Here is a 24,511-nt window from a genome sequence, read left to right on the forward strand (position 1 = left end):
TTCCGACTTTTCGAGCGCAACCATGACCACCGTAAGCATCGACGCCAACATCACCGTCAAGTGGCCACAGGGCCACAGCTCTTACAGTCCAGGCAGTCCGGAAGAGCTGGCAATCATTGGTATCGATCTATTGGTCAAGGCACTCGGAGCCGAATCAGCCCAGTCATTCATCAAGCAGGTTTTCGAGAAATACCCTGCTGACCTGAATGACGCTGTGGAAACCGAGAGAAAATAAAACCCCGCAGGCTGGCACCTGCGGGTCATCGCTTACTTCAGACGACCCAGTCGCTGGGTCAGCAGATCGAAGAAGCCCTGGGCATCGCCACTTTCAACCCAAAAAGCATTCTTTGGCGCTTTGAGGCCGTCATACCAGTCGACGATGGTTTGACCAAAGGTCGGTCCTTCGCGGCTATCTACAACCACATTGACCGAACGCCCGGTGAACAACTCAGGCTTGAGCAGGTAGGCGATGACGGTCGCGTCATGCACCGGGCCACCCGGAATACCGTAGTGCTCCATGTCGCCTTTGACATATTCGTTGAGAATATCGCCGACCAGCTTGCTGGCGTTGTTATTGAGCGCTGCGATTTGCTTCAAGCGCGCCTCACTGGTGAGGATCTTGTGGGTCACGTCCAGTGGCAGATACGTCAGTTTCACGCCGCTTTTGAGCACTACCTCTGCCGCCTCCGGGTCGGCGAACAAGTTGAACTCGGCCACAGGGGTGATGTTGCCTCCATTAAAGTGCGCGCCACCCATGATCACCACTTCCTTGATGCCCTGAACGATTTCAGGTTCCTGGATCAGTGCCAGGGCCAAGTTGGTCTGTGGGCCCAGCATGGCGATGGTGATGCTGTGAGGCTTGGCGGCTTTCAAGGTATCGATCAGGTAATTGACCGCATTGCCTTCGGCCAGGCCTTTCTTCGGCTCGTGCACGGTGACGCCCGACAAGCCTTCCTTGCCGTGGATGTTCTCGGCGTAAATCGGTGTACGCATTAAAGGTTTCGGCGCACCGGCATAGACCGGCACCTCTTCGCGCCCCGCCCACTCGCGAGCCAGTCGTGCATTTCGCGAAGTCTTGTCCAGACGCACGTTGCCGGCGACGGTGGTCAACGCAAGAATGTTCAACTCTTGCGGCGATGCCAGCGCAAACAGCAACGCGACTACATCGTCCGCGCCGGGATCGGTGTCGATGATCAAGTCGATCTTTTCCGCCGCCTGGGCGCTCGTTGCAGTAATCAGGGACAAAAGCAGCAGACTCCGGAGCAGGTGGTGCAGTTTCTGAGCATAGCGGTGCATATCGCACTCCTTGTGCGTGGGGAAACGAATGGAGGTATGGCGCGTTAGAAGGTCACTCCCGAGACCAGCACAATGTTGCAGTACGGCGCACATTCGCCGGTCCGGACAATCGCCCGCGCCTGACGGCTGAGGACTTTGAATTGCTCATGGCTGAGCAGCTCACGCTGGCCCAGCACGCCTTCGGCGTTCAGCTCATCCAGCGCGCACAAGGCAGGCGGTTGCTTGTCGAGGATTTCCAGGGCCAACACATGCCGTTCGACCTGCATTTCACTGAGCACCACCTTCAGGGTGCTGACGAAATCGGGAATCCCCTGAGTCAGGGCCAGATCGATCAGCTCAACGCCCGGTGGTACAGGCAGGCCGGCGTCGCCGATCACGACCATGTCACCGTGGCCAAGGGAGGCGATCAACCGAGACAGCGCGATGTTGAGTAACGGTGTTTTTTTCATGGTGCTTTGAACGCCTGTACTTCGGACAAAGTGGGAATCGAGGGTTGTGCACCGGCGCGGGTGACGGACAGCGCGGCAGCAACCTGGCCAAAACGGATTGCCTCGGCTTCGCTTTTGCCGGACGCCAGAGCGGCGGCGAAGCCTCCGACGAACGTGTCACCGGCAGCGGTGGTATCGACCGCCTTCACCTGCGAAGCCGGAAAATGTTGAAAACCTGTACCGTTGGCGAACAGCGACCCTTGAGCGCCAAGGGTGATGATGACTTTGCTGGCACCCAGGGCAATCAATGCGCTCGCAGCCGTTTCGGCGGACTGCAGAGAGTCCACCGGTACGCCGCTCAGGGCGGAGGCTTCGCTTTCGTTGGGAATAAGGTAATCAATGGACGCATACCAGTCCGCTGGCAGTGGTCGACTGGCCGGCGCCGGGTTGAGAATCACGGTTTTGCCGAGTTCTCGGCCGCGCTTGAGGGCGTAGCCCACGGTGGCATCCGGCACTTCCAGCTGACAAATGATCACATCCGCCGCCTGCAACACTGCATCGAACCGGTCGATGACCTGAGGCGTCAGCGCCCCGTTGGCACCAGCAACAATCACGATCGCGTTCTGACTGTTGTCATCGACCACGATCAAGGCTACGCCGCTGGCGCCTTCGACAGTACTGACCGCCTGGCAATCGATCTGCTCGGCCAACAACGCGCCGCGCAGCTCTTGGCCATAGGCATCGCTGCCGACACAACCGACCATCGAGACCTGCGCCCCAAGTCGCGCCGCAGCGACGGCCTGGTTTGCGCCCTTGCCGCCGGACACTGTGGCAAATGACTCGCCGATCAGCGTTTCACCGCCACGGGGCAACCGTGGAGCGCGGGTTACCAAGTCCATGTTCAGGCTGCCTATTACCACTACTTTTGCTGGCATACATCACTCGTCAAATTCGGTTTCAGCGGTATTCGTCGAACACACCGGCGAGCGGTGCAGTCGATTCTCGCAGGACAATACTGGGCGTCACGATCCGTTGATCGGTGGCCATATCAGGTGATGCGATCCGCCGTAGCAGCACCTCGGCCGCCATCTCACCGAGCTGCAGGATCGACTGCCCCACGGTGGTCAACGCCGGGTAGACATAACGACTCATCTGGATATCGTCGAAGCCGATGACCGACAGTTCGGTCGGCACACGCACATTGCGTTCGGCAGCCGCTCGCAGCACACCGATGCCGATCATGTCGTTACCGGCGAAGATCGCGCTCGGCGGATTTTTTTCCAGCAAAATCGCAGCGGCGTTGTAGCCACCCGTGCTGGTGAAGTCACTTTCCAGCATGCGCTCGCGATGCACTTCCACGCCCGCCTCTTGCAAGGCACGGCAATAACCGGCCAGACGCATCTGTGCGACGCTGGTGCCCGCCGGGCCGCCGATAGTGGCGATATCCCGATGGCCCAGTTCCAGCAGATGACGGGTGGCCAGATAGGCGCCGTATTCGTGGTCGATGCGCACCAGATCGGCATTCACGCCTTCCAGCCCACGGTCGACGATTACCATCGGCGTGCGCACTCCGGCGAGGCCTTCAGCCAGTCCAGCATCGCCGCCGGCGGATGCCACGATCAAACCGTCGATGCGCTTCTCCAGCAACACGCGCAAGTAGCTGCGTTGTTTGTCCGGATTGTCGTCCGAGTTGCAGAGGATCACGCAGTAGCCATTTCGCTCACAGTAATCCTCGATGCCACGCGCCAGCTCGGCGAAGTATGGGTTAAGGCTATTGGGCACCAGCAAACCGATGGTCGCGGTGGTCTTGGCTTTTAACGAACGAGCCACGGCGCTTGGTACGTAGTCCAGGGTCTTGATCGCCTCCTCGACTTTGATCCGAACTTCTTCGCTGACCGGCCGGGTCTTGTTCACCACATGGGAAACCGTCGTGTAGGAAATCCCCGCGAGTGCCGCCACATCTTTTATCGTTGCCATGACTCAGCTCCGCCGGCTTGCGCGCTGGCTGCGATACGTATCCAGCACCACCGCCACCACGATCACCGCGCCAGTGATAATGCGCTTGGTAGGCTCGGTTGCGCCGATCTGTGCCAGCCCCGCCGCCAACACGGAAATAATCAGGACCCCGAAGAATGTGCTGATGACCGAACCACGGCCGCCCATCAAACTGGTGCCACCGATCACTACGGCGGCGATCACCTGGAGTTCCAGCCCTGAACCGGCATTCGGATCCGCCGCTTCCAGTCGGGAAATCTGGAACAGTGCAGCAATCCCGGCCAACAACCCCATCAGGCTGAACACCAGGATCTTGTAGGGCTTTGGATTGATCCCGGCCAGACGCACGGCTTCTTCGTTGGTGCCGATGCCGATCAGGTAGCGACCGAACACCGTACGGGTCAACACGGCCTGGGCAATGATGATAATCAGCAAGGCAATGATGAACGACGGCGAGATCCCAAAGGCGATGGGGTTGGACAACCACGCGAAGGCATCACCGATATAAGCGGTGCGCGAACCGGTCATCTGGTACGCCACGCCTCGGGCCATTTCCAGCACGCCGAGGGACACGATGAACGACGGAATCCGCCATGCCACGGTGATCGAACCAGTGATGGTCCCGGCCAGTGCCGCAACCGCCATCCCGAGTACCGCCGCGGGCAGGACACTCCAGCCCCAGCCGAGAATCGCCACGCTGACCGTCGATGCCGCGAGCGCCAGGACCGAGCCGACTGACAGGTCGATGCCGCCGATGATCAGCACGAAGGTCATGCCGACCGCCAGCACCATCAAATCGGGAATCTGGTTGGCGAGGGTGCTGAATGTGTCGTAAGACAGAAAATGGCTGCTCAATACCGAGAACAGCGCAACCATTGCCAGCAAGGCACCGGCCAGGCCCAGATAGGTGCCCAGGCCGTAGAAATTGCCACTACGTTTGCCGGCAGAAGATGCAGTTTTCATGGAAGATCCCTAGGCGCTGCTTCATTGAGCAACGCATCACGTTTTTGATAGCCGGCGAACGCGGCGGCAAGCAAATCATCCTGGGTCCAGCTGTCGCGCTCGAAGGTGTCGATCAGGCGCCCCGCCGACAACACGCCAATCCGGTCGCAAATCAACATCAGTTCGCGCAGGTCGCTGGACACCACCACCAGGGCTTTGCCCTGCCGCGTCAGCTCGCCGAGCAGTGCATAGATGTCGAACTTGGCGCCGACATCGATGCCACGGGTCGGCTCATCGAACAACATCACCGAACAGTCGCGCTCCAGCCAGCGGCCGATCACGACCTTCTGCTGGTTGCCGCCCGACAACTCGGACACCAACTGCGTCGGGCTTGAACTGCGGATGCGCATGGCGTCGATCTGTCGCTGGGCCAGGGACATTTCGGCGGCGCTGTTGACCAAACCGCCGCTGGAAATCTCCGGCATATTACCCAACGCAATGTTGGCGCTGATCGACTGGGTCAGCAGCAGGCCTTCGCCTTTACGGTCTTCGGTAATAAGGGCAATGCCGTAGCCGACCGCATCGGCCGGCGAACGGATGCTCACCACTTGAGGCGGCGACCCCAGGGCGACGGTGCCACTGTCCGCCGTGTCCGCACCGAAGATCAGGCGCAGCAACTCGGTGCGCCCTGCCCCGATCAATCCTGAAATCCCGTAGATCTCGCCGGCACGCACTTCAAAGGACACATCGCGCACCTTGTCGGAGCGGGTCAGGCCTTTGACCGTCAACGCTGGAGCGCCGATCTTGCGCGGGCCCAGGTCAATGTGTTCGCCGAGTTCACGGCCCACCATCAACGTCACCAATTGCTCGCTGTTGTAATTGGCCATCGGCTCGACGCACACCAGGTTGCCATCGCGCAAAACCGCTATGCGCTGGGCGACCCGTGCCAGTTCTTCGAGGCGGTGGGAGATATAGATGATCGAGACGCCACGGGCCTGCAGACGCGTGATTTGCTCGAACAGCATTTCGACTTCGCGAGCGGTGAGCATCGCGGTCGGCTCGTCGAGGATCAATACGTGGCAATCGCCGATCAGGTTGCGGGCAATCTCAACCATTTGCTGGTGGCCGATGCCGAGTTCGCCGACCAGTGTGTCCGGGTCGATCGCATCGAGCCCGACCTGAGCCATAGCCTCGATGGCCGCCTTGCGCAGTTGCTTGCGGCTGATCCAGCCGCCGCTGCTGGGCAAGTTATCGAGAAACAGGTTTTCCGCCACCGACAGGGTCGGCAACAGATTGAGTTCTTGCATGACCATGCGGATGCCCAGGTCTTCGGCCTGGGTGCGGCTGCCGGGGCGGTAATCCTGCCCCTGGAATTGCATGTGGCCGGTGGTCGGCGTGACCAATCCGCCAATGATTTTCGACAGCGTGCTTTTACCGGCACCGTTCTCACCGGTCAACGCCAGCACTTCACCGCGCATCAGCGTCAGGTCGATGCCGGTCAGCACGGGTTGGGCGTAGGTCTTGCCGATGCCGCTCACCGAGAGGACAGCGTTCGGGGCGCAAACTGACATAAAAATCTCCATGTGCTCGCCCCAACGGGCGAGCACCCTCGTGTTGCCGGAAGGATTATTTGGTGACCAGTTCCACCGGCGTTTCGATCACGCCATTGGTGCCGCTGTCGACCTTCTCGCCCTTGATGATTTTCAGCGCAGTCTCGATACCGAACACGGCTTGCTTGGCGGCAAACTGGTCAGCGGTGGCCAGGACGCGACCATCCTTGAGCATCGGCTTGATGGCGTTGATGTTGTCGTAACCGACCACTTGCACCTTGCCAGCCTTGCCTGCTGCACGCACCGCGGATACGGCGCCGACGGCCATGCTGTCGTTGCCGGCCAGCAACGCTTTGACTTCGGGGTATTCGCTGAGGATCGAGGCGGCAACCTTGTTGCCCTTGTCGATTTCCCAGTCGCCGGATTGCACCGAGACGATCTTGATCTGCGCCGCGTCCATCGCATCCTTGAAGCCCGCCGTACGGGCCTGGGCATTGGTGGTCGTGGACACACCCTCGATGATGCCGACTTCGTCCCCGGCCTTCAGCTGCTTGGCCAGGTATTCGCCGACCAGACGCGCACCTTTGCGGTTATCCGGCCCTACGAACGGTACATTGATGTTTTTGCTCTTGACCACGGCCGGGTCCAGCTGGTTATCGATGTTGATCACGGTGATACCGGCATCGATGGCTTTCTTGATCACCGGCACCATGGCCTTGGAATCGGCCGGAGCGATAACCAGCGCGTTAACCTTGGCCAGGATCATTTGCTCGACGATGCGCGTCTGGCCGGCGGTGTCGGTTTCGTCCTTGATGCCGTTGGAGATCAGCTCGAAATCGCCGGAGTGGTCTTTCTGATAAGCCTTCGCGCCATCTTCCATGGTCAGGAAGAATTCGTTGGCCAGGGATTTCATGACCAGGGCGACTTTGGGTTTTTCAGGCGTCTCGGCGAAGGCCGATGAGACAGGCAGCGCGGCGGATGCGGCAGCCAGCATAGCGACAGCAAGAAGACGTCCAGCGAATGGCAGCTTCATGGGTTCACTCCGATCTTATGATTATTGTGAGCAACGCTTGCACTGGCGAAGATTGCCGTGCGTCCACCGATGGATCAATCCATCGAGAACGGCGCGCAAACGTTTGCGTAGACCGAACTATGCGAACCCTGCCTGGATTTGTCAACGACCTGTATGGGTATGACCGCCGCGCACCTTACGCCGTCGTGCTGACCAGGGCGCCAGCGCTGGAGTCTTTGGCCAACTCTTTCACCAGGCTGCCCGCCACCTGTGCCAGGGCACCGTTCGTATCGGCTATTTGCCCCTGGATCGACATGACCGCCGTGGCTTTGGCTTCCGGGGTCGGGTAAGACGCTGCCTGAGCCGCCGCCAGTTGTTGCTGCTCTTCACGCAACTGCTTCTGCAGCTCTTGCATGCGTTTGAGCAGCACCTGCACGGCAATACTCTGGGTGCTTTTGCTTTCTGATGGGCTCTTCTCCGGTGCGGCACCACCGGTTCTCACCTGGTTCTTATCCTTATCGGCCAGCGGAGTCGTGGAGTCGGCTGCCGTGTCGTTCAAGGCATTGATCGTCGCCGAGGACTTGCCTCCGATGGTGACCGCACTTGCATTTGGAAAACCGACAGATAAAGACATGTTCACTCCCGAAAAGAAAAAATCCCTTGAAGGGGCATCGGCTTGTGCGCCGGTTTCTTTAGCACGGATTTTTCATCTGGCAAGGCGACTTGCGCACCAGAGGTCGTAGGCCTTTTCGGAGAGCCGAACGAGAATCCTCAACTTATTCGGAATCCCGGACAACACAACGTTTAACGCCTGTAGTCCACAAGATTAATATTCATATAAATCATCGGGTTAAAAGTTTTTCTCATTCAACGTAGGGCTGGTACAGATCCTGCTCTTCTCCTGCACCCCCGGCGTTCAGATCTGCCTGGGGCGCATCTAGATGAACCTGCATCAGCACCGTCACTACTAGAGAGAAAATAATGAAATCTGCCTTCAACACTTTTATTCCGGGCGCCTTGGCCCTCTTGCTACTGCTGCCTACCGCGCTTCAGGCAAAAGAAGTCGAAACTCAACAGAAACTGGCCAACGTGGTGATCCTCGCCACTGGTGGCACCATCGCCGGAGCCGGCGCGAGCGCCGCCAACAGCGCGACCTACCAGGCAGCGAAAGTCGGTATCGATCAACTGATCGCCGGGGTTCCCGAACTCAGCCAACTGGCCAATGTGCGTGGCGAACAGGTCATGCAGATTGCCTCTGAAAGCATCACCAACGACAACCTGCTGCAACTGGGTCGTCGCGTGGCTGAACTGGCTGACAGCAAAGACGTCGATGGCATCGTGATCACTCACGGCACCGACACGCTGGAAGAAACCGCCTACTTCCTGAACCTGGTGGAAAAAACCGACAAGCCGATCATCGTGGTTGGTTCGATGCGTCCTGGCACCGCGATGTCGGCGGACGGGATGCTGAACCTGTACAACGCGGTCGCCGTCGCCAGCAGCAAAGAAGCACGCGGCAAAGGCGTCCTGGTGACCATGAATGATGAGATCCAGTCGGGTCGCGATGTCAGCAAAATGATCAACATCAAGACCGAGGCATTCAAAAGTGCCTGGGGTCCACTCGGCATGGTGGTCGAAGGTAAATCCTACTGGTTCCGCCTGCCAGCCAAGCGTCACACCATGGATTCGGAATTCGACATCAAAACCATCAAGAGCCTGCCTGACGTAGAAATCGCCTATTCCTACGGCAACGTCAGCGATACGGCCTACAAAGCGCTCGCCCAGTCCGGCGCCAAAGCGATCATCCATGCCGGCACGGGCAATGGCTCGGTATCCTCGCGCGTGGTTCCAGCCCTGCAAGCTCTGCGCAAGGACGGCGTTCAAATCATTCGCTCGTCCCACGTCAACGCCGGCGGTTTCGTACTGCGTAACGCCGAACAGCCTGACGACAAATACGACTGGGTCGTGGCGCATGACCTGAACCCGCAAAAAGCCCGCATCCTGGCGATGGTCGCGCTGACCAAGACCAACGACAGCAAAGAGCTGCAACGGATGTTCTGGGAATACTGATTCGCCCTCGCCCGACCGGTTCCGGTCGGGCACTTTCTTCACCCCTTGCCAGCATTGGCGAGGGGTTCATACCGCACCTTCCCTCCTCCTGAAAAACTCCCTTTGTCCTACACCAAACGGTAAAAACTGCTGTCAGAGGAATTTCTTGAATTTTAAGCAGTTGCGAAAATGCCTACAGTTAAATACTGTATGCACGTACAGCTTAATAAGGATAATTCCGTGGCCACTACCTCTGCCTCTCCTGACGCCTACGCACGCATGGGCCTGCGCGTTCAGAAAATCATCAATTCTCCCACCGCTCAGAAAGCCAAAGCCGCGCTGATCTTCCGGTTGCCGGACGAACCCGTGGATGAGTGGGAACAATTGCTCGAGGAAATCGACGAGAACGACAACGTCACCCTCGCCTATCGCGACGACGGCGGTGTGCAGATTTTCTGGGTTGTGCCGAAGGAAGATTGAGTCGATGAGTGTCCGCTGTTTTGCTTTGCTGTTTCTGTTCATCACCCTCAGCGCCCAGGCTGGCGCGCCACGCACCTTCAACGAAGCCAAGAAAGCCGCCTGGAAGCTGTACGCGCCGCAATCCACCGAGTTTTATTGCGGCTGCAAATACACGGGCAACAAAGTCAACCTGGCGGCCTGTGGGTACGTGCCGCGCAAGAATGCCAAGCGCGCGGCGCGCATTGAGTGGGAGCACATCGTTCCCGCCTGGCAGATCGGCCATCAGCGTCAGTGCTGGCAAGCGGGCGGACGCAAGAACTGCACACGCTACGATCCAACCTATCAAAAGGCCGAAGCCGACCTGCACAACCTGGTGCCGAGCATCGGTGAGGTAAACGGCGATCGCAGCAATTTCAGTTTCGGCTGGCTGCCTGTGCAATCGGGTCAATACGGTTCTTGCCTGACCCAGGTCGACTTCAAGGCCAAGAAGGTCATGCCTCGCCCTTCCATTCGCGGCATGATCGCCCGGACCTATTTCTACATGAGCAAACAGTACGGTTTGCGCCTGTCGAAACAGGATCGCCAACTGTACGACGCCTGGAACAAGACCTACCCGGTCGAAGCCTGGGAACGCCAGCGCAACCAGAGCGTGGCGTGCGTGATGGGTCGGGGCAACGAGTTTGTCGGGCCCGTGAACCTGAAAGCCTGCGGTTGATCGACCGTTGATACGAAAAGGCCTCAGGTTAATACCCGAGGCCTTTTCGTTTCTGTCCACCCTGGACCAGTCAAGTCACGCGCATCAAATGAGCACTGAGATTTTCTTGCGCCCGTTCAAGGTGTCCCGATGAAATGCTCCGTGAGAAACACTATTATTGGGCTGCAGGGCGTTCAAGGACCAACAGTTCAACGTTCTGTTTCTTTGCCCGGGTAAGCGCTGCTGCCACTTCTGCCTGCTTGGCCTCGGCCTCGGCTTTGGAACTGAATGGCCCGACCAGGATGCGCGCCTTGCCGTTTTCCACGACGACATTGGAAACAAAACTGTGCTCGATCAACCAGCCGCTCAGGTCGCTGACAGCCTGAGTCGTTTCGCCCCGCACTTCGAGATCCCATTGCGGCCCGATTGCCGCCGCAGGAGCGGAAACGAGTGCCGGTTTCGGCTTTTGAGCGTCAACACCCTTACCCTCGCCGCATCCAGCCAACGCCAATACTGCGATTACCAAGACCATTTTGCGCACAACGGTTCCCTCTGAATGCCGAAAGCAGCGATTTTAACATTCATGAATACTTCCCGAGTGCCGCAAAATGGGCTCAAAACAACGAGAATGATGGTGACGGCCTCTGTATAGTTACGCCTTGGGAATTAATGCAGCATCTGCGCGTCAGAAAGAGGCACCCAAACCGTGAGACTTAGCACTAATCTATACATAACACCGACCTCTGCACTGTTCGAATCAGGTGCCCTACAAAGCAATCAAGGAGAAGACCATGCTGATACTCACCCGCAAAGTCGGTGAAAGCATAAACATCGGTGACGACATCACCATCACCATTCTGGGCGTGAGCGGCCAGCAAGTCCGTATCGGCATCAACGCGCCGAAAGACGTCGCAGTGCATCGCGAAGAAATCTACCAACGCATTCAGGCTGGCCTGACCGCTCCAGACAAGCCACAAACTCCCTGAATCCTGTTGCAGTCAGTAGCCAGCCGTTCACCCCCGAACCACGGCTGGCTAAAGATTCAAGCGTCGCCTCGCTATCCGCCCCTCGTTTGCTCCGCTTCGGTGGAGAACCTGCAGCCGATACTACCGGCAGGACAGTGCCCTGACTGTCAGACGTTTCGGATTAACACCGAGGAAGAACGTGATCGGACGTGGTCAACCCAGCGTCACGCCGCGTGCCATGCCCGTAGCAGCCACCACCATCAGCAACACCAGCAGCGCTTCAACATGACTGATCCGGGAGAACAATTTCGCACGGCCGGTATCGATCGTCGCGCCCCCACTCAGGGCAACTCTCCATTTGATAAGCGCGATCATCGGCGCGATTTCCAGCAGCAAGATAACGACGAAAAATGTCATCTTGAGATGGAACAGAGGCTGATGGAGATAGTAATCAGTGCCTTTTTCGTACCCGCCGAAGGCTCGCATCCCACCACTGATCAGTAGAACGACGGCAGAGAGGCCCCACAGGTTGTCGGCCATCAAAACACTGCGCGCCTCCCCTGCCCCAGCTGCCAGGCGGCTGAATGCAGTCCCCCGCGTGAGCACCGCCCAGAACCCGATGGCAAAAGCCAGCAAGTGAATTGCCGCAAGCGACCAATGAACCAGCATCGAGACCTCCATCAGACAGCGTTTGAGTTTGGCCAGTCAGTAGTAGCCCAGAAACCCGCGGCTCGCCTGATTCTCATGACTGATGATTCGCAGGAGTGAGTTCGATGACAGCGTTTGCCAAATTTCAGGCAAAAAAAAGCCCAAGCAGCTGATGGAAGCTTGGGACTCAAAAATGCATAAACCGTGGTGGTGAACGCAGGGCGATAATACCCGAGCATTTCACTTGTAACAATATATTTTGATCACTATTCAGTTAAAAAGAATCGTAACCTATTAAATATCCACACAATTTTTATGGTTCTAGGGTAATCCCTATTGGTGAGAGCAGCGCGTCTGTCGTTCGCATCCTAAGATGCGCAGAGCCCAGCGCATTGGCTGGGCCCTTATCATCTTCGGTGTTCCATCATCTTGTCGGCGAGCGCTTTTGCCCTTTCGATCAACAGGTTTTGCCTGTCGTCATGAGTTACCGCCCCGACAACCGGTGCCGTCAGATTGCTTTCCGCAATCAACGCAGCGCAGAAGTATTGATCCCAAACCATTCGGTTTTCAGAGGCCTGCTTGTTCATCTGATTGGCGATCATATGCGGCTCCTTTTGATGAGGTAGCACCGCTATCTTACGCCTTCTTCTACCAGGCTGACGCAGCTGTCCGCGCATGCGAACGTCTTTACGTATTTACCTTGTGGTTCATTTGTATTCGAACCCAGCCTAAATCGTTACCATGCAAAGGTAATTTCCCAAAAGGGAAATAAAGGTTTTAATTGGGAGATGGAAATCAAAGACATACGCAGAGCCCGGGTGCGCCAGATCATCGATCGCGATTTCGGCGGGAAGGATGCTGATTTTGCCGCCAAGGTGGAGAAGCAGCCGTCCTATATCTCAAGGCTGTTCACCGATAAGGCAGAGCACCTCAGAAATATCGGGGAGAAGATGGCGCGCGACTTCGAAATCAAGTGCGGGCTTGAGCCTGGATCGCTGGATCGGCCATTGAGTGAAGACGACCTCAAGTCGGCCGCAATTTCAAGCGCAGCGACGCCGCGCATTCCGCCCAGAGTCGCTATGTCAGACATCGAGATATGGGACGACGAAACCCCGCTCGATAATGACGAAGTTTACGTACCCTTCCTTCAGGAAGTGGAATTGGCAGCAGGCTCCGGCCGATTCGCGATCGAAGAAAGCAACACTTCACGCCTTCGCTTCTTCAAGAAAGACCTTCGCCACAACAACGTGCAGTTCAGTAATGCAAAATGCGTGGTTGTCAGGGGAAACAGCATGCTTCCCGTGTTGCGTGAAGGCGCGACCGTGGGCATCGACGTCGGCAAGAACTCGCTCGGCGCCATCATTGACGGCGACATGTATGCGATCAGCCATAATGGCCAGCTTCGCGTGAAGCAGGTCTACCGCCTGCCCATTGGCATCCGTCTGCGCAGCTTCAACCGCGACGAACATCCGGACGAGGATTATTCCTTTGCCCAGATCCAGGAGCAGCAAATTGCGATTCTTGGGCACGTGTTCTGGTGGGCGATGTACTCGCGCTAACCATTGAAAGCCAGAATAATGCCCTGCAGAGGGTTACTGCATGCCGAAGACAAAGCAGGAAAGCAAAGCAGTGACTGCTGCTGAAATTGAGCGCTCCATCCAGGCCCTGAACAAAATGGCGGAACGCCTTTGGGGAGATGGCCGGGAAGCTGAGGCGAAAGCCCTTCTCGATGCGCTGGATGCGCTTAACCGGGCGCTGGATCGAATCAGGATCGGGGAGAGTCGCAGGGTTGTGACTCTTCATTGAAGACTGCCACGGACCCAGTAAAGACCTAATGCTCGCGGACGGACAATAAATGACAGATCTGATACAAGGGCTCGACGGCCCCAGGACAGCTCAGCAAGAGCTGTTTTACGATCTTGAAGATGCTACCGCCGTCATCGGCTGGGCAGTGGTTGAGCTGACCAACATGGCCAACAGCAACAAATCGCGCGATGAATCCATGGCACTAATGAGGATCTGCGCGCTTTTGGAAGCTCAGAAAGAAAAGATTCGTCTGCACGCGGATGAAGTTAAGGCCGGGAGGACCGTGCGGGTAGAACGAGCGCACAAGTGAAGTGCCCTGCCACGTTTACAGATGAAAAATCCGCTCCACGTGGCCATTAATACCTGACCAACGAAGCCCGCCAACCGCGGGCTTTTTTTCGTCTTGAGAAAAACCAATGGCATCAGTTATTTACCAACAACCGTGTTTTATTTACCTTTTTATTTACCATTATGCATTGACGCAACATCTGAAAATGGTAAGTTTACCTCAAGCCAGCGCAACTCCGGCCCACGCCAGAAGCAGCTCACTGGAAAGCATCACTTCTGCCCATTCGATGAGTGAGCAGTGGGATGTAGGCCTGCATCAAACGAGAGGCTCAACTGAGCAAGGCAACATCAACGGAATGAGGCATAAACCATGACTGTAGACATCACCAACTTCACCATTGCAACCCCGCTCCCGATCTCCGACACCAACCCGATAGCGCTTGAGATCATCGGCTGGCGTGCACTGATCGAATGCCCGGACGTCGTCTCGATGCAGCCCGATGGCTCGCTGCAGATGACCGCGCCGACGCTCGGCGCATCCAGCAAGAGCACGAAGCGCACCCGTTGCGAATGGAAGGAACCCGGTTACTGGCTGTTCTCCAGCGCTACGGACCACTGGAACCGTCAGGAGATGCGAGTGACCAAGGTCAACTCGCTGCAGAAGGTTGTGATCGCCCAGATTCACGTGAAGGATTCAGAACGACCGCCCGTAAAGGTGTTTTGGAACAAAGGCAAAATCGTCATGGGGTTCCGCTCGAGCTACCTGCAAGACGATCCTGTGAACTCGACAGTGCTGGAGAACGTGCCACTCGGCGCATTATTCGATATCAGCATTCACGCCAATTCGAGCGGCGCCGTTTCAGTCTCGGCGAGCTGTAACGGCGTCCAATCAACTTCCGCAATCATGCGATTGGACAGTACCTGGGACACGAAAACGCTCGCCTTTCACGGCGGTGTGTACAACCAGATTGATTACTCCGAAAGCACCGACCCGGAAGACGGCTCGATCTGCATCATCAGTGACCTGGCCATCACTCACGCCTGACATCGTCATTGCTGGTGATTGCGATCAACCAACACCACGCGCCTGACTTGGAATCAGAGCCGCAGAAAACCCAGGCCGTCGCCACTGGCGGACCTGGGAATTTCACCGATTTAACTTTTGTAGCGAGGCGCAGCGGGAAGCTGACCTAAGGGAACGCCGAAGGAGAAATCAGCGCTGACTAGTCGTCTCTATCGTCACGATCGCGACGGTGGTTGCGGTCATACCCCTGATCATTATCGCGACGCTCATATCTGCGCTCATGCCCTCGATCATCGTCCTCGTCTCGGTCATACCCACGGTCGTATCCACGACCATGATCATAGCCCCGATCACGACCGTACCTTTCGCCATCATCCCAGTGAGGACCGCAGCCGCTTAATAGAAGAGAGCCAGAGATGGCCAGGAACATTATTACTGCACGCTTCATTTGAACGTCCTAAATGCAAAGGTCGGCGATAGGACCGTGAGTCTGGCTAATGATTCAGTGGTGAGGGACGCGAAACAAAAAGCAGATCCAACGCAGCGTTATGCGTTTGTGCTGTCTGGAGAAGTACGAAGAAAAGCAGATCAGAAGGTGTAAACCTTATTGGACGGGACACTGTGATCGCTCGTAAGGACTACGAAGACCGCCACCGTCAGGGTCAGGGCATTGAGAGAGCACAGAAGACAGGCGTGTATGCAGGCCGTCCCAGTTGACGAGAACCCGCACAGTCGCATCAAGGAATATCTCGTTGCTGGTATGAGCCCACGCAAGACCGCAACGACTGTAGGTTGTGCTCTGTCTACGCTGCAACGAGTCGCGAAGCAACATAGTTTCAGACAGCCCTAGAGCCTGCCTTAAGCGCGCTTCGTCGTCTTTGTGCCTAGGCGACGCTGAGTCTTCTTGGTTTGATATTCAAGCCTGCAAATGCCTGGGGTGCATATCAATATTTCTATATTTAGGCGAGTTACATGCCAACCAGAGGCGACTCATTTAACACATGGGAGAAAATTCTGGAATCTTCCAGTTTGCTACAATCACCGACGTTCACTCCCGTAGCAATTCGCTCGTACAGGATGACGGTCCCATCGTGTGACAAGGATACACAAGGAAGAAACATTCATGTTTGAGAAGCACTCTGATCAAGCTCGAGAGCGCTGGCTTGTACTCTTGTCAGGAGGTGGGGCTCTGGTTATTGGTTTGATTTTTCTTTTTTTGGGGGGGTGGGGCTGTGAGCTTTGCTTTTCTCTTGCCCGGACTTGCGTTTGTTCTAATAGCCATTTTTTGTAGTCATGAAGGATTCATGACTGCAATGCAGATTGGAAAATTTTTCCAGTGGTTTTCTTAGCTTCGTGGGAGGAAGGTTACTTCGAAGGGCGCTGCCAGTTCGCCAAAATTCCAGCCATGAATCCAAGACACCCACGAGAGTGGTCGAAATTTGGCGAAAAATGGGGATCTGGAAAACTCGCCCTCTCAGGACTAGTACAAGATGATGATGCTCGCCACAACAGTTGCCAGAAATCCATACGGCACGTACGCCATCGGATAGTGGTAGGTCAATGGCAACCAAACGAAAAATACTGCACACACGGGCAGCAACAACCATCCGCGATTACGTGTAAGCCACTCATATCGACCACTCAACCGGCGCACAAGCTTTCTCGCCGTAAAACCTATCACCAGCCCGGCGATGACAAATAACGCCGCAATCACCCACCACAGCCAAGATCCCATCGCCAACATCGACACTGTAATCAGTGCATTCATCGGTGGAAGTCCTGTTCTTTTAATCGGCTGAGCTTACAGTCTCATCGCGAACCTGAACCAGCAGCTGGATCAGTACTTCGGCCAAGGCCGGGCGGTGGAAGAAGTCGCCGCCGGCGTCAGCGGTGAAAAGGCCGCCATGTTCGGCACCTCCCACAGCAACAAGCTGCGGATCGGGCGCAATAAGCAGGCCTCGATTGAAGGCGCTGGCCGACGCCGGCAAGACCGTCATAGAAGCAGCGAAAGAGATGGGCATGGCTGGATCTACCGGCCCACGGAATTGAAGAGGCAGGCCATGGCCAAGGAACAGCAGGAGCCGACGGCGGAAGCCATAAAGCAACGCAGGAAGCGCGAGAAGGAAAACGCGAAGAATGTCGCGCTCGCCATTGGGAAGTTTCAGATCGAAGTGGCCGGGGTATTCAAGCCTAGCCTTCAAAAAGTCATGAAGGCGCACGGCATCAACAACCAGCAGGAGGTTTACCAGCTGCTGCTGATGAACCTGATCGCCGCCGACTTCGAGACTCAAGCCAAGATGCTTCGCTGTGTCACGACACCTTATGAGCCAAGCGAAAAGGTGTCGCGAGCGTTTTACGATCAGAGCATGCTGATGACTCAGCAGGATCCAGGCGATGAAATCATATCGCCCGGATAAGAATTGGTGGGAACGGGGGGAGTTGAACCCCCTGCGGTGCTGTCCGGAAACCAGCGTTACTCGTCGAGTTCTTCGCAATTTGAAAATCGAACGTTCCCAGAACCGCCCCACCTAATTCAAATGCTGCTGTCGTGCTCATCAGTAACGCTCCTAGATCAATGTCGGTGAAAAATGGGACTGCCAATGGAAGCACAAGCCCGCCTACTGTGATTAGGTCCGATGCAATAGCCAAACCGCGGAAAAACTTCTCTTTTACGCCAGCCTTTACTCCGTGCTCGTTAGAAGTCGCCCTAAGGCGAGTTCTGCAATGGCCGCGATATTACACGCTGATCACCCAAGATTTCAAACCATGCCACTCACCGAGATATCGGAGGGCGGCGCCTGACTGGAGAATCCCATGAACGAAAAAGAGCGCAATGACCTGAGCGCCCGTGTCGCCAGCGACCTGGCCAATCACGAGTACATCCAGCTGGTGAACGAGAACGGCGTCGAGGTCTGGCGCTGCAAAGAGCCGGGCAATATCTTCTACGCCTTCGACATCTGCGTGACTCGGTTCGGAATGAGCGTTATGGGCGACATCGGCGCCCTAGTGTTCCATGTCGGCGCCAGCTACGGAATCAACTTCCTGCGCCACCAGAGTGACGGCTATCTGTACGAGAAGCTGGACGGCGACTGCAAGCGGGAGGTGATCCACTTCGACGCAATCCGCGACAAGGTGTGCGAGTGCATCGCTGGACGGATTGATGACGAATTGCCGAGTGAAGAGGTGCCAGAGTGGATATCCGACATGCAGGACAAGGGCGCCACCCTGGAGCAGGCCGAGCAGTTGGTCGAATGGTTGCAGGATCGTGCAACTGCTGACGATGACCGTCTTCCATTCTCAGAGCTGATGGAGGTCATCGAGGATGTCGAGACATTCGCCGATGGCCGTGACAGCGAGACGATCCTGGCCTACGAGTTCCTCCAGCAGCACGAAGAACTCATCGGCGGCAGCGACCTTTGGGAATCGACCAACAGCAAGCCATGCCCAAGCCTGATGGCTCGCCTGTACTACCTGCGCTATGCGGCCAACGCCATTATGGTGATCAAGGAAGCAACCAGCGCCGCCGCCTGATCTGGCACCATGCCGGGCCGAACACAAATACCCCACTTCATGCCAGCCGGCGAGACTACCACGGCCTAATTGGAGATCGACCATTTTTCACCATCCATGTTAAAAACTCATTCCCTCTTGGCGCAATAAAAAAAGCATCATCCGTCTTTGTTATGAGTTCCCTGACAACAAGAAAATCTAAAAATGGTTTCATTTCCCACTCATCAAGATGAGGTTTAAAGCGTTCTTTATAATCCTCCCATTCTTTTGCAGCTTCAGCAGCTGACAAGCCTGTTATTCCGCGCTGATTTAGCATTTGCAAAAATTGGATCTGGCCTCCAAAAATAAACGAGTAGGTGTTTTCAAAAAGCCACAGCACGCGCCAGTTAGCATCAGTAATGACAAGATATTGGACTTGCTCTGTTGGGGTTTTATTAAGAATCTCCCCCTGCACTAAACCTAATGCGACCGCAAAAGTACTGGGATAATCACCGCTATGGTCATGCTGAAGCTTCTCTTCATTTTTAAGTGATGGCTGCACAAGAGGTGGTTGCGGATCAACTTCAACACCGCTAGCTCCCACCTTTTTAATTCGAGGAAGAATGCTTTTGATTTCCCCCCTGAAGCAATAAACGCTGACGATAAACATAATTAAAGTAGCGTGAGGCCATCCTAGACCGCTCCAGATCGTCGCAAATAGATGTTGCAACCAATCCCACGTTGCTACTGCGCCCGCGATAAATCCCGACCAATCGTTGTTGGTTTCAGTTGCACTATTCAATGTTTACGCCCCCCTACCGACCCCATGCCAGCTATCAAGCAATAGCCCACATACTCAAATTACGCCACCGCCCGGGCATGACCCGGAATAGGATGCTCCATGCCCACAGCAATCGATTTGTTCGCCGGTCTCGGCGGATGGTCTACCTCCCCCCGATATGTATTTGATAGGCGCCATAGCGGCAAAGGAACAGTCATGCCTGAAATCAAGGAACGGCCTATCTTGTTCTCGGCTCCAATGGTGCCAGACAAAACCTACGCCGCTCGTACCTTGGAAGCTCAAGCGGTACCGGCAGGACCTGGGCGATCGGCTGATTTGTCAGATGGATGTGCTGGCCATGGCCGAATATCTCGACCAGTTCAGCAACAACGCCTACACAAAGCATCGCGGGTTATGGGTTCAGATCTTCGCCTTCGCCTTCGCCGTTGCCAAGGGCCTGGCTGAACGCAACAACGCCGAGCTGACCCTTGTGAAAAAAGAAGCGGAGAAGAAGCGCCAGCGACACACTCACGAAGGGCTGAAGACAATCATCGACGCTGCGACCACGCCGCCTTGGCTGAAGCGAGCCATCCGCCTGGCGCTGGCCAGCCTTCAGCGTCGAGAGGACATCGTCACCTGGTTGAAGTCGGCCGTGGACATGTACAAGAACACGCTCACCGTATCGCCCGGCAAGACTCAAGGCTACGACAACCCAGTTCACCTGAAGATAACCATGGGTGCTGCGTTGCGTGAAGTTGTCGGCGAGTGCATGCGGTTGCCGATCGTTTCGCCGTACCTGATCCACTACAAGCCGAAGGCAAGGCGCCGGGAACAGATCGACGCAAAGGACCATTGGACGTCGGTGACACCGGACTACCTGACCAAGGAATTCAGTAAGGCGAGGGATGCCGCGCACACCTACGACCATGTGCCGGCCGGCAAGCGCCCCACTTTTCACGAGATCCGCGCTTTGGGGTCATGGCTTTACGAGCAGCAGAAATTCCCGACGGAATATATCCAGGCGCTGATGGGCCATGCGGACGAGAAGATGACGAAGCACTATCAGGAGGGGCACGACGAAAAGAAGATCGAGTACTTGGAGGTGAGCGCCGAGTTGGCGCTCTGAGGAGAGAGTTTTACAAATCGCAGACAACAAAAAAGGGCCCACCTTTCGGTGAGCCCTTCTAGACCGCCCAGCAGAGCGGATTTTGTTTGGTAGGCGCGATTGGACTCGAACCAACGACCCCCACCATGTCAAGGTGGTGCTCTAACCAACTGAGCTACGTGCCTGCTGTGAGGCGGCATTCTACGGAATTCCGGAGGGGTGTCAACACCTTTTTTCGAGCTAACCCTATGAATATGCAAAATATTTAATTTCGCGGTGGTAAAGAAGATTTTCCGGTGGCTGGCGGTCGATTTTTAACTCGGGTAGGATCGATGCACTCGTAAAATATATTAAACAGAGGCACCAGGATGGCGAACACCCCCTACCCAGAGTCCTATTACGCCGCATCGGCCAATGCGGCTCCGCCGCGTCCGGCCTTGCAGGGCGATGTAGAGACTGATGTCTGTGTGATCGGTGCCGGTTACACCGGCCTGTCCTCTGCCCTGTTTCTGCTGGAGAACGGTTTTAAAGTGACCGTGCTGGAAGCCGCCAAGGTCGGTTTTGGCGCTTCGGGTCGCAACGGTGGGCAGATCGTTAACAGCTACAGCCGTGACATTGATGTGATCGAACGCAGTGTCGGGCCCAAGCAGGCTCAGTTGCTGGGGCAGATGGCATTCGAGGGCGGGCGGATCATTCGTGAGCGGGTCGCCAAATATAATATCCAGTGCGACCTGAAAGACGGCGGTGTGTTTGCAGCTATTACGGCCAAGCAGATGGGCCATCTGGAGTCGCAGAAACGTCTGTGGGAACGTTTTGGTCATACGCAGCTTGAGTTGCTGGATCAAAAGCGTATTCGTGAAGTCGTGGCCTGCGATCAATACGTCGGCGGCATGCTCGACATGAGCGGCGGGCACATTCATCCGCTTAACCTGGCCCTGGGCGAAGCGGCGGCGGTCGAGTCGCTGGGCGGCACTATTTATGAGCAGTCGCCGGCGATTCGCATCGAGCGCGGCGCGAACCCGGTGGTGCATACGCCCGAGGGCAAGGTCAGGGCCAAGTTCATCATCGTGGCCGGTAACGCTTACCTCGGCAATCTGGTGCCCGAACTGGCGGCCAAGTCGATGCCGTGCGGAACACAGGTGATCACCACCGAGCCGCTGGGTGACGCATTGGCCAAAAGCCTGCTGCCTCAGGATTACTGCGTCGAAGACTGCAACTATCTGCTCGATTACTACCGCCTGACCGGCGACAAACGTCTGGTCTTCGGCGGCGGTGTCGTCTACGGCGCGCGAGACCCGGCGAACATCGAAGCAATCATTCGACCGAAGATGCTCAAGGCTTTTCCGCAGCTCAAGGACGTGAAGATCGATTACGCCTGGACGGGAAATTTCCTGTTGACCCTGTCGCGTCTTCCTCAGGTCGGACGCTTGGGTGACAACATCTACTATTCCCAGGGCTGCAGCGGCCACGGCGTGACGTACACGCACCTGGCGGGCAAGGTGCTGGCCGAGGCATTGCGCGGTCAGGCTGAGCGTTTTGATGCGTTTGCGGATCTGCCACACTACCCGTTTCCGGGCGGGCAATTGCTGCGCACACCGTTTGCCGCATTGGGCGCGTGGTATTACGGGCTGCGGGACAAATTCGGGTACTGACAGACACCAAAAACCCTGTGGGAGCGGGCTTGCTCGCGAAGGCGGTATGTCAGTCAAATTTGATGTCGACTGACACGCCGCCTTCGCGAGCAAGCCCGCTCCCACAGGGGGGATTGCGTTAGAGTCGATCCCGCGCGATGCCGCTGCGGATTCGCAGGATATCAGCCAGTACGGCCAAGGCGATTTCGGCCGGAGTCTTGCTGCCAAGGTTCAAGCCGATAGGCGCATGAATCCGAGACAACTCCGCCTCCCCCAAACCACCAATCCTGCGCAGCCGCTCGAAGCGCTTTTGCGAGGTTTGCATCGAGCCCATCACGCCGATGTAAAACGCCTCGGTACGCACCGCTTCCATCATCGCCAAATCGTCAATGCGTGGATCGTGCGTCAACGCCACCACCGCAGTGTCGCTGTGGCAGCCGCCGTCCGCAATGAACACAGACGGCAACTGACGACGAATCTCGACGTTTTCCAGCACCACACCTTCCAGCACTTCATCGCGCGGATCACAGAGAATCACCTCGAAACCCAGGCCCACCGCAAACTCCGCACACGCCTGAGCGACGCTGGAATACCCCGCCAACAGCAACCGTTGCGCCGCGCCAATCCGCACACGAACCCGATCGATCTCGCGCTCGATGCGCACGCCCTGCTCGCGGTCATCCAACAGACTGCGCGCCCCGCTGGCGAGATCGACTTCACGGATCAGCCGACGCTGGCCCAACAGCGCCGACTCCAGTTGCCGCAGATGGGCCTGCACCTCGCAGTCGGGCTCAAGCCTCTCCACCAGCACATCGAGGACGCCGCCGCAGGGCAGACTCACGCGAGCGCGCGGGTCATCACCTTCGCCGTAACGGACCACGCTGACAGCTTCAACAAACGCTCCCTCGGCGACGCGCTCGAGGAAGTCTTCCTCCACACAGCCGCCAGACAGCGAGCCGATCCACTGCCCATCCGTATTCACCGCCAGCATCGAGCCGGGCGCGCGCGGCGCCGAACCGTAAGTGGCGAGCACCGTGCACAGCCAGGTGCGCTGGCCGGCCATCGACCATTCCAGCGCCCGTCGTACCACCTGCAGATCGAGATGCTGCATGTCAGTGCGCCTTGTGCTCGAGCGGCGGTGCATCGGCCCGCAGCTTCTGCACGTCATTCACCGCCAGATCAGCCGACTGGCCACCCAACCCCTGACGCAGGTAGTTCAGCAGGTCAGTGAGCTGCTCGTGGCTGAGTTTGTTGGCAAACCCCGGCATCGGTTGCATGCGCTCGAACCCGGCAAACTTCTGCTCACCGATCCCGTCGTCGATAACCCGCACCAGGTTGCGCGGATCTTCAAGGCGCAACGTGGTGTTGCCGCGCATGGCCACCGCGATGTGCGGCTTGCCCTCGCCGTCCGATGCGTGGCAACCGGCGCAGACGTTCAAGTATTCCTGACGACCGCGTTGGGCGCTGGCGCTCAGCTTGTCCAGCGGCACGTCAGTCAGCGCTTTCGCCGTCGGCGGCTGATCGCCCAACAGGAACGTCGCCATCGCCGCCAGGTCCGGGTCGTTGAGGCCTTGGGTGCTGTTGTGGAACACCGGAAACATCTCGTTGAACATCGTGCCTTGGGCGCTCATGCCGTGCTTGAGGAACGAACTCAGGTCCTGATGATTCCAGCCGCGAGCGGCCAGGTCGTTGGCCAGCAGACTCGGCGCCAGGTAACCGTTGAGCAGGCCGCCGGTCATGCGTTTGTCCTGCTGCATCGCACCCGGCAAGCCACGCGGCGTGTGGCACTCGCCGCAGTGACCGAGCACGTCGACCAGGTATTGGCCACGTTTGAAGGCTTCGCTATTGCCTTCGGTGGACGCCAGTTTCACGTCCTTGCCGTAGAGCGTGTTCCAGCCCGTCAGGCCCAGACGTACGTTGAACGGAAAGCTCAGGCTCGTGACCGGCGCTGCGCGTTCAATCGGTTCGACGGTTTTCAGGTACGCGTGGATCGCGTCGGAGTCTTCACGCGGCATCAGGTGATACGAGGTGTAGGGCATCGCCGGGTACAGGTTCGCGCCGTCACGACGCTTGCCTTTGGTGAGTGCGGCGAAAAATTCGTCATCGCTGTAGAGGCCGATGCCGTGCTCTTTGCTCGGGGTGATGTTGGTGCCGTAGATCGTCCCGAACGGCGAAACGATCGGCAGACCGCCCGCAAACGGCGCGCCACCCGGCGCGGTGTGGCAAGCCATGCAGTCGGCGGCGCGGGCGAGGTATTCGCCGCGTTTCACCTGATCATCCGCGTGCGCCAGCAACACCGGGGCCACCAGGCCAACCGCCAACGCCAGGCGGGAAAGTAGAGGCTTCATG

General features: G+C 57.1%; 28 protein-coding genes and 2 tRNA genes. 13 read left to right on the plus strand and 17 right to left on the minus strand.

All coding sequences use genetic code 11. From position 1 onward, the window contains the following. The first annotated feature begins 22 nt into the window (after positions 1–22). Positions 23–235: a hypothetical protein gene (locus tag HNR03_RS02070; protein ID WP_259150420.1), complete on the plus strand. Its 213-nt coding sequence runs from the start codon at positions 23–25 to the stop codon at positions 233–235. Between the two features lie 32 nt (positions 236–267). Here the strand turns inward: HNR03_RS02070 and HNR03_RS02075 are convergent, their stop codons facing one another. From HNR03_RS02075 to HNR03_RS02110, 8 genes are all read right to left on the minus strand, one after another. After that, positions 268–1,296, minus strand: a complete 1,029-nt coding sequence (locus tag HNR03_RS02075) for a nucleoside hydrolase (RefSeq protein WP_259150421.1) — start codon at positions 1,294–1,296, stop codon at positions 268–270. 44 nt (positions 1,297–1,340) lie between these two features. Next, positions 1,341–1,745 (minus strand): D-ribose pyranase, encoded by a 405-nt coding sequence (gene rbsD, locus HNR03_RS02080; RefSeq protein WP_259150422.1) that lies wholly within the window; start codon positions 1,743–1,745, stop codon positions 1,341–1,343. Beyond that, entirely contained in the window at positions 1,742–2,659 is a 918-nt protein-coding gene (rbsK, locus tag HNR03_RS02085; protein ID WP_259150423.1) for a ribokinase, read from the minus strand. Before rbsK ends, rbsD begins: the two co-directional genes overlap by 4 nt. Positions 2,660–2,681: 22 nt before the next feature. Then, a complete protein-coding gene (locus tag HNR03_RS02090) occupies positions 2,682–3,701 on the minus strand; it encodes a LacI family DNA-binding transcriptional regulator (protein WP_222585583.1) in 1,020 nt (339 codons plus the stop codon). Between the two features lie 3 nt (positions 3,702–3,704). Further along, positions 3,705–4,682, minus strand: a complete 978-nt coding sequence (locus HNR03_RS02095; protein ID WP_222585582.1) for an ABC transporter permease — start codon at positions 4,680–4,682, stop codon at positions 3,705–3,707. Further along, the gene (locus HNR03_RS02100; protein ID WP_259150424.1) at positions 4,679–6,232 is read right to left on the minus strand and encodes a sugar ABC transporter ATP-binding protein; all 1,554 of its coding nucleotides are present in this window, start codon (positions 6,230–6,232) and stop codon (positions 4,679–4,681) included. Before HNR03_RS02100 ends, HNR03_RS02095 begins: the two co-directional genes overlap by 4 nt. A gap of 55 nt (positions 6,233–6,287) precedes the next feature. Next, positions 6,288–7,244 carry a sugar ABC transporter substrate-binding protein gene (locus HNR03_RS02105; RefSeq protein WP_259150425.1) on the minus strand — a complete coding sequence of 319 codons (957 nt, stop codon included), beginning with the start codon at positions 7,242–7,244 and terminating at the stop codon, positions 6,288–6,290. A 175-nt stretch (positions 7,245–7,419) separates the two neighbouring features. Next, a complete protein-coding gene (locus HNR03_RS02110) occupies positions 7,420–7,857 on the minus strand; it encodes a hypothetical protein (protein WP_259150426.1) in 438 nt (145 codons plus the stop codon). A 347-nt stretch (positions 7,858–8,204) separates the two neighbouring features. On the opposite strand from HNR03_RS02110, the gene HNR03_RS02115 reads away from it, so the two are divergent. The 3 genes from HNR03_RS02115 to HNR03_RS02125 all read left to right on the plus strand — a co-directional run bounded on the left by HNR03_RS02115 (position 8,205) and on the right by HNR03_RS02125 (position 10,446). Next, positions 8,205–9,293, plus strand: coding sequence for an asparaginase (locus HNR03_RS02115; RefSeq protein WP_090182344.1), 1,089 nt, complete (start codon positions 8,205–8,207; stop codon positions 9,291–9,293). 168 nt (positions 9,294–9,461) lie between these two features. Beyond that, positions 9,462–9,752, plus strand: a complete 291-nt coding sequence (locus tag HNR03_RS02120; RefSeq protein WP_090182342.1) for a DUF1654 domain-containing protein — start codon at positions 9,462–9,464, stop codon at positions 9,750–9,752. 4 nt (positions 9,753–9,756) lie between these two features. Continuing rightward, on the plus strand, positions 9,757–10,446 hold the full coding sequence (locus tag HNR03_RS02125; protein ID WP_259150427.1) for an endonuclease I family protein: 690 nt from the start codon (positions 9,757–9,759) through the stop codon (positions 10,444–10,446). Between the two features lie 154 nt (positions 10,447–10,600). On the opposite strand, the gene HNR03_RS02130 is transcribed toward HNR03_RS02125, so the two are convergent. After that, positions 10,601–10,966 carry an SPOR domain-containing protein gene (locus tag HNR03_RS02130; protein WP_222585576.1) on the minus strand — a complete coding sequence of 122 codons (366 nt, stop codon included), beginning with the start codon at positions 10,964–10,966 and terminating at the stop codon, positions 10,601–10,603. A gap of 250 nt (positions 10,967–11,216) precedes the next feature. Between HNR03_RS02130 and csrA the strand changes: the two genes are divergently transcribed. Continuing rightward, a complete protein-coding gene (gene csrA, locus HNR03_RS02135; protein ID WP_007938114.1) occupies positions 11,217–11,411 on the plus strand; it encodes a carbon storage regulator CsrA in 195 nt (64 codons plus the stop codon). Positions 11,412–11,603: 192 nt separating this feature from the next. Here the strand turns inward: csrA and HNR03_RS02140 are convergent, their stop codons facing one another. After that, positions 11,604–12,059, minus strand: coding sequence for a DUF2214 family protein (locus tag HNR03_RS02140; RefSeq protein ID WP_259150429.1), 456 nt, complete (start codon positions 12,057–12,059; stop codon positions 11,604–11,606). A gap of 386 nt (positions 12,060–12,445) precedes the next feature. Beyond that, complete coding sequence (locus tag HNR03_RS02145) at positions 12,446–12,640, minus strand: hypothetical protein (RefSeq protein WP_222585574.1); 195 nt, start codon at positions 12,638–12,640, stop codon at positions 12,446–12,448. A gap of 186 nt (positions 12,641–12,826) precedes the next feature. On the opposite strand from HNR03_RS02145, the gene HNR03_RS02150 reads away from it, so the two are divergent. From HNR03_RS02150 to HNR03_RS02165, 4 genes are all read left to right on the plus strand, one after another. After that, the gene (locus tag HNR03_RS02150; RefSeq protein WP_259150431.1) at positions 12,827–13,597 is read left to right on the plus strand and encodes a S24 family peptidase; all 771 of its coding nucleotides are present in this window, start codon (positions 12,827–12,829) and stop codon (positions 13,595–13,597) included. A gap of 40 nt (positions 13,598–13,637) precedes the next feature. Further along, entirely contained in the window at positions 13,638–13,844 is a 207-nt protein-coding gene (locus HNR03_RS02155) for a hypothetical protein (protein WP_222585573.1), read from the plus strand. A 49-nt stretch (positions 13,845–13,893) separates the two neighbouring features. Beyond that, positions 13,894–14,154, plus strand: coding sequence for a hypothetical protein (locus HNR03_RS02160; RefSeq protein WP_259150432.1), 261 nt, complete (start codon positions 13,894–13,896; stop codon positions 14,152–14,154). 348 nt (positions 14,155–14,502) lie between these two features. Continuing rightward, positions 14,503–15,177 carry a polysaccharide lyase family 7 protein gene (locus HNR03_RS02165; RefSeq protein WP_259150433.1) on the plus strand — a complete coding sequence of 225 codons (675 nt, stop codon included), beginning with the start codon at positions 14,503–14,505 and terminating at the stop codon, positions 15,175–15,177. Between the two features lie 1,459 nt (positions 15,178–16,636). On the opposite strand, the gene HNR03_RS02175 is transcribed toward HNR03_RS02165, so the two are convergent. Continuing rightward, positions 16,637–16,924, minus strand: coding sequence for a hypothetical protein (locus HNR03_RS02175; protein ID WP_259150435.1), 288 nt, complete (start codon positions 16,922–16,924; stop codon positions 16,637–16,639). 94 nt (positions 16,925–17,018) lie between these two features. Here HNR03_RS02175 and HNR03_RS31865 point away from each other — a divergent pair, with 94 nt between their 5' ends. Beyond that, on the plus strand, positions 17,019–17,573 hold the full coding sequence (locus HNR03_RS31865; protein ID WP_405046035.1) for a hypothetical protein: 555 nt from the start codon (positions 17,019–17,021) through the stop codon (positions 17,571–17,573). A gap of 4 nt (positions 17,574–17,577) precedes the next feature. On the opposite strand, the gene HNR03_RS02185 is transcribed toward HNR03_RS31865, so the two are convergent. After that, positions 17,578–17,671: transfer RNA gene (locus HNR03_RS02185), tRNA-OTHER, on the minus strand. Positions 17,672–17,970: 299 nt separating this feature from the next. Here HNR03_RS02185 and HNR03_RS02190 point away from each other — a divergent pair. Next, the gene (locus HNR03_RS02190; protein WP_259150436.1) at positions 17,971–18,687 is read left to right on the plus strand and encodes a hypothetical protein; all 717 of its coding nucleotides are present in this window, start codon (positions 17,971–17,973) and stop codon (positions 18,685–18,687) included. A 55-nt stretch (positions 18,688–18,742) separates the two neighbouring features. Here the strand turns inward: HNR03_RS02190 and HNR03_RS02195 are convergent, their stop codons facing one another. Beyond that, on the minus strand, positions 18,743–19,447 hold the full coding sequence (locus tag HNR03_RS02195) for a hypothetical protein (RefSeq protein ID WP_259150437.1): 705 nt from the start codon (positions 19,445–19,447) through the stop codon (positions 18,743–18,745). Positions 19,448–19,784: 337 nt separating this feature from the next. Between HNR03_RS02195 and HNR03_RS02200 the strand changes: the two genes are divergently transcribed. After that, positions 19,785–20,552, plus strand: coding sequence for a tyrosine-type recombinase/integrase (locus tag HNR03_RS02200; RefSeq protein WP_259150438.1), 768 nt, complete (start codon positions 19,785–19,787; stop codon positions 20,550–20,552). Positions 20,553–20,639: 87 nt separating this feature from the next. Here HNR03_RS02200 and HNR03_RS02205 read toward each other — a convergent pair. Then, positions 20,640–20,716: transfer RNA gene (locus HNR03_RS02205), tRNA-Val, on the minus strand. Positions 20,717–20,899: 183 nt separating this feature from the next. Between HNR03_RS02205 and HNR03_RS02210 the strand changes: the two genes are divergently transcribed. Further along, positions 20,900–22,183 carry an FAD-binding oxidoreductase gene (locus HNR03_RS02210; RefSeq protein WP_222585571.1) on the plus strand — a complete coding sequence of 428 codons (1,284 nt, stop codon included), beginning with the start codon at positions 20,900–20,902 and terminating at the stop codon, positions 22,181–22,183. 118 nt (positions 22,184–22,301) lie between these two features. On the opposite strand, the gene HNR03_RS02215 is transcribed toward HNR03_RS02210, so the two are convergent. Both HNR03_RS02215 and HNR03_RS02220 read right to left on the minus strand, forming a co-directional pair. Then, positions 22,302–23,273, minus strand: coding sequence for an XdhC family protein (locus HNR03_RS02215; protein ID WP_259150439.1), 972 nt, complete (start codon positions 23,271–23,273; stop codon positions 22,302–22,304). Position 23,274: 1 nt separating this feature from the next. Continuing rightward, the gene (locus HNR03_RS02220) at positions 23,275–24,510 is read right to left on the minus strand and encodes a cytochrome c (RefSeq protein ID WP_259150440.1); all 1,236 of its coding nucleotides are present in this window, start codon (positions 24,508–24,510) and stop codon (positions 23,275–23,277) included. Position 24,511: the final 1 nt, after the last annotated feature.

It is taken from the genome of Pseudomonas sp. JAI111, from assembly GCF_024809425.1.
In the GTDB taxonomy this organism is placed as follows: Bacteria; Pseudomonadota; Gammaproteobacteria; order Pseudomonadales; family Pseudomonadaceae; genus Aquipseudomonas.

Excerpts from the sequence above, each read along its gene's own strand:
- HNR03_RS02070 (WP_259150420.1), top strand. The coding sequence starts at position 23 with ATGACCACCGTAAGCATCGACGCCAACATCACCGTCAAGTGGCCACAG.
- HNR03_RS02075 (WP_259150421.1), bottom strand. The coding sequence starts at position 1,296 with ATGCACCGCTATGCTCAGAAACTGCACCACCTGCTCCGGAGTCTGCTG.
- rbsD (WP_259150422.1), bottom strand. The coding sequence starts at position 1,745 with ATGAAAAAAACACCGTTACTCAACATCGCGCTGTCTCGGTTGATCGCC.
- rbsK (WP_259150423.1), bottom strand. The coding sequence starts at position 2,659 with ATGCCAGCAAAAGTAGTGGTAATAGGCAGCCTGAACATGGACTTGGTA.
- HNR03_RS02090 (WP_222585583.1), bottom strand. The coding sequence starts at position 3,701 with ATGGCAACGATAAAAGATGTGGCGGCACTCGCGGGGATTTCCTACACG.
- HNR03_RS02095 (WP_222585582.1), bottom strand. The coding sequence starts at position 4,682 with ATGAAAACTGCATCTTCTGCCGGCAAACGTAGTGGCAATTTCTACGGC.
- HNR03_RS02100 (WP_259150424.1), bottom strand. The coding sequence starts at position 6,232 with ATGTCAGTTTGCGCCCCGAACGCTGTCCTCTCGGTGAGCGGCATCGGC.
- HNR03_RS02105 (WP_259150425.1), bottom strand. The coding sequence starts at position 7,244 with ATGAAGCTGCCATTCGCTGGACGTCTTCTTGCTGTCGCTATGCTGGCT.
- HNR03_RS02110 (WP_259150426.1), bottom strand. The coding sequence starts at position 7,857 with ATGTCTTTATCTGTCGGTTTTCCAAATGCAAGTGCGGTCACCATCGGA.
- HNR03_RS02115 (WP_090182344.1), top strand. The coding sequence starts at position 8,205 with ATGAAATCTGCCTTCAACACTTTTATTCCGGGCGCCTTGGCCCTCTTG.
- HNR03_RS02120 (WP_090182342.1), top strand. The coding sequence starts at position 9,462 with ATGCCTACAGTTAAATACTGTATGCACGTACAGCTTAATAAGGATAAT.
- HNR03_RS02125 (WP_259150427.1), top strand. The coding sequence starts at position 9,757 with ATGAGTGTCCGCTGTTTTGCTTTGCTGTTTCTGTTCATCACCCTCAGC.
- csrA (WP_007938114.1), top strand. The coding sequence starts at position 11,217 with ATGCTGATACTCACCCGCAAAGTCGGTGAAAGCATAAACATCGGTGAC.
- HNR03_RS02140 (WP_259150429.1), bottom strand. The coding sequence starts at position 12,059 with ATGCTGGTTCATTGGTCGCTTGCGGCAATTCACTTGCTGGCTTTTGCC.
- HNR03_RS02145 (WP_222585574.1), bottom strand. The coding sequence starts at position 12,640 with ATGATCGCCAATCAGATGAACAAGCAGGCCTCTGAAAACCGAATGGTT.
- HNR03_RS02150 (WP_259150431.1), top strand. The coding sequence starts at position 12,827 with ATGGAAATCAAAGACATACGCAGAGCCCGGGTGCGCCAGATCATCGAT.
- HNR03_RS02155 (WP_222585573.1), top strand. The coding sequence starts at position 13,638 with ATGCCGAAGACAAAGCAGGAAAGCAAAGCAGTGACTGCTGCTGAAATT.
- HNR03_RS02160 (WP_259150432.1), top strand. The coding sequence starts at position 13,894 with ATGACAGATCTGATACAAGGGCTCGACGGCCCCAGGACAGCTCAGCAA.
- HNR03_RS02165 (WP_259150433.1), top strand. The coding sequence starts at position 14,503 with ATGACTGTAGACATCACCAACTTCACCATTGCAACCCCGCTCCCGATC.
- HNR03_RS02175 (WP_259150435.1), bottom strand. The coding sequence starts at position 16,924 with ATGAATGCACTGATTACAGTGTCGATGTTGGCGATGGGATCTTGGCTG.
- HNR03_RS02190 (WP_259150436.1), top strand. The coding sequence starts at position 17,971 with ATGAACGAAAAAGAGCGCAATGACCTGAGCGCCCGTGTCGCCAGCGAC.
- HNR03_RS02200 (WP_259150438.1), top strand. The coding sequence starts at position 19,785 with ATGGCCGAATATCTCGACCAGTTCAGCAACAACGCCTACACAAAGCAT.
- HNR03_RS02210 (WP_222585571.1), top strand. The coding sequence starts at position 20,900 with ATGGCGAACACCCCCTACCCAGAGTCCTATTACGCCGCATCGGCCAAT.
- HNR03_RS02215 (WP_259150439.1), bottom strand. The coding sequence starts at position 23,273 with ATGCAGCATCTCGATCTGCAGGTGGTACGACGGGCGCTGGAATGGTCG.
- HNR03_RS02220 (WP_259150440.1), bottom strand. The coding sequence starts at position 24,510 with ATGAAGCCTCTACTTTCCCGCCTGGCGTTGGCGGTTGGCCTGGTGGCC.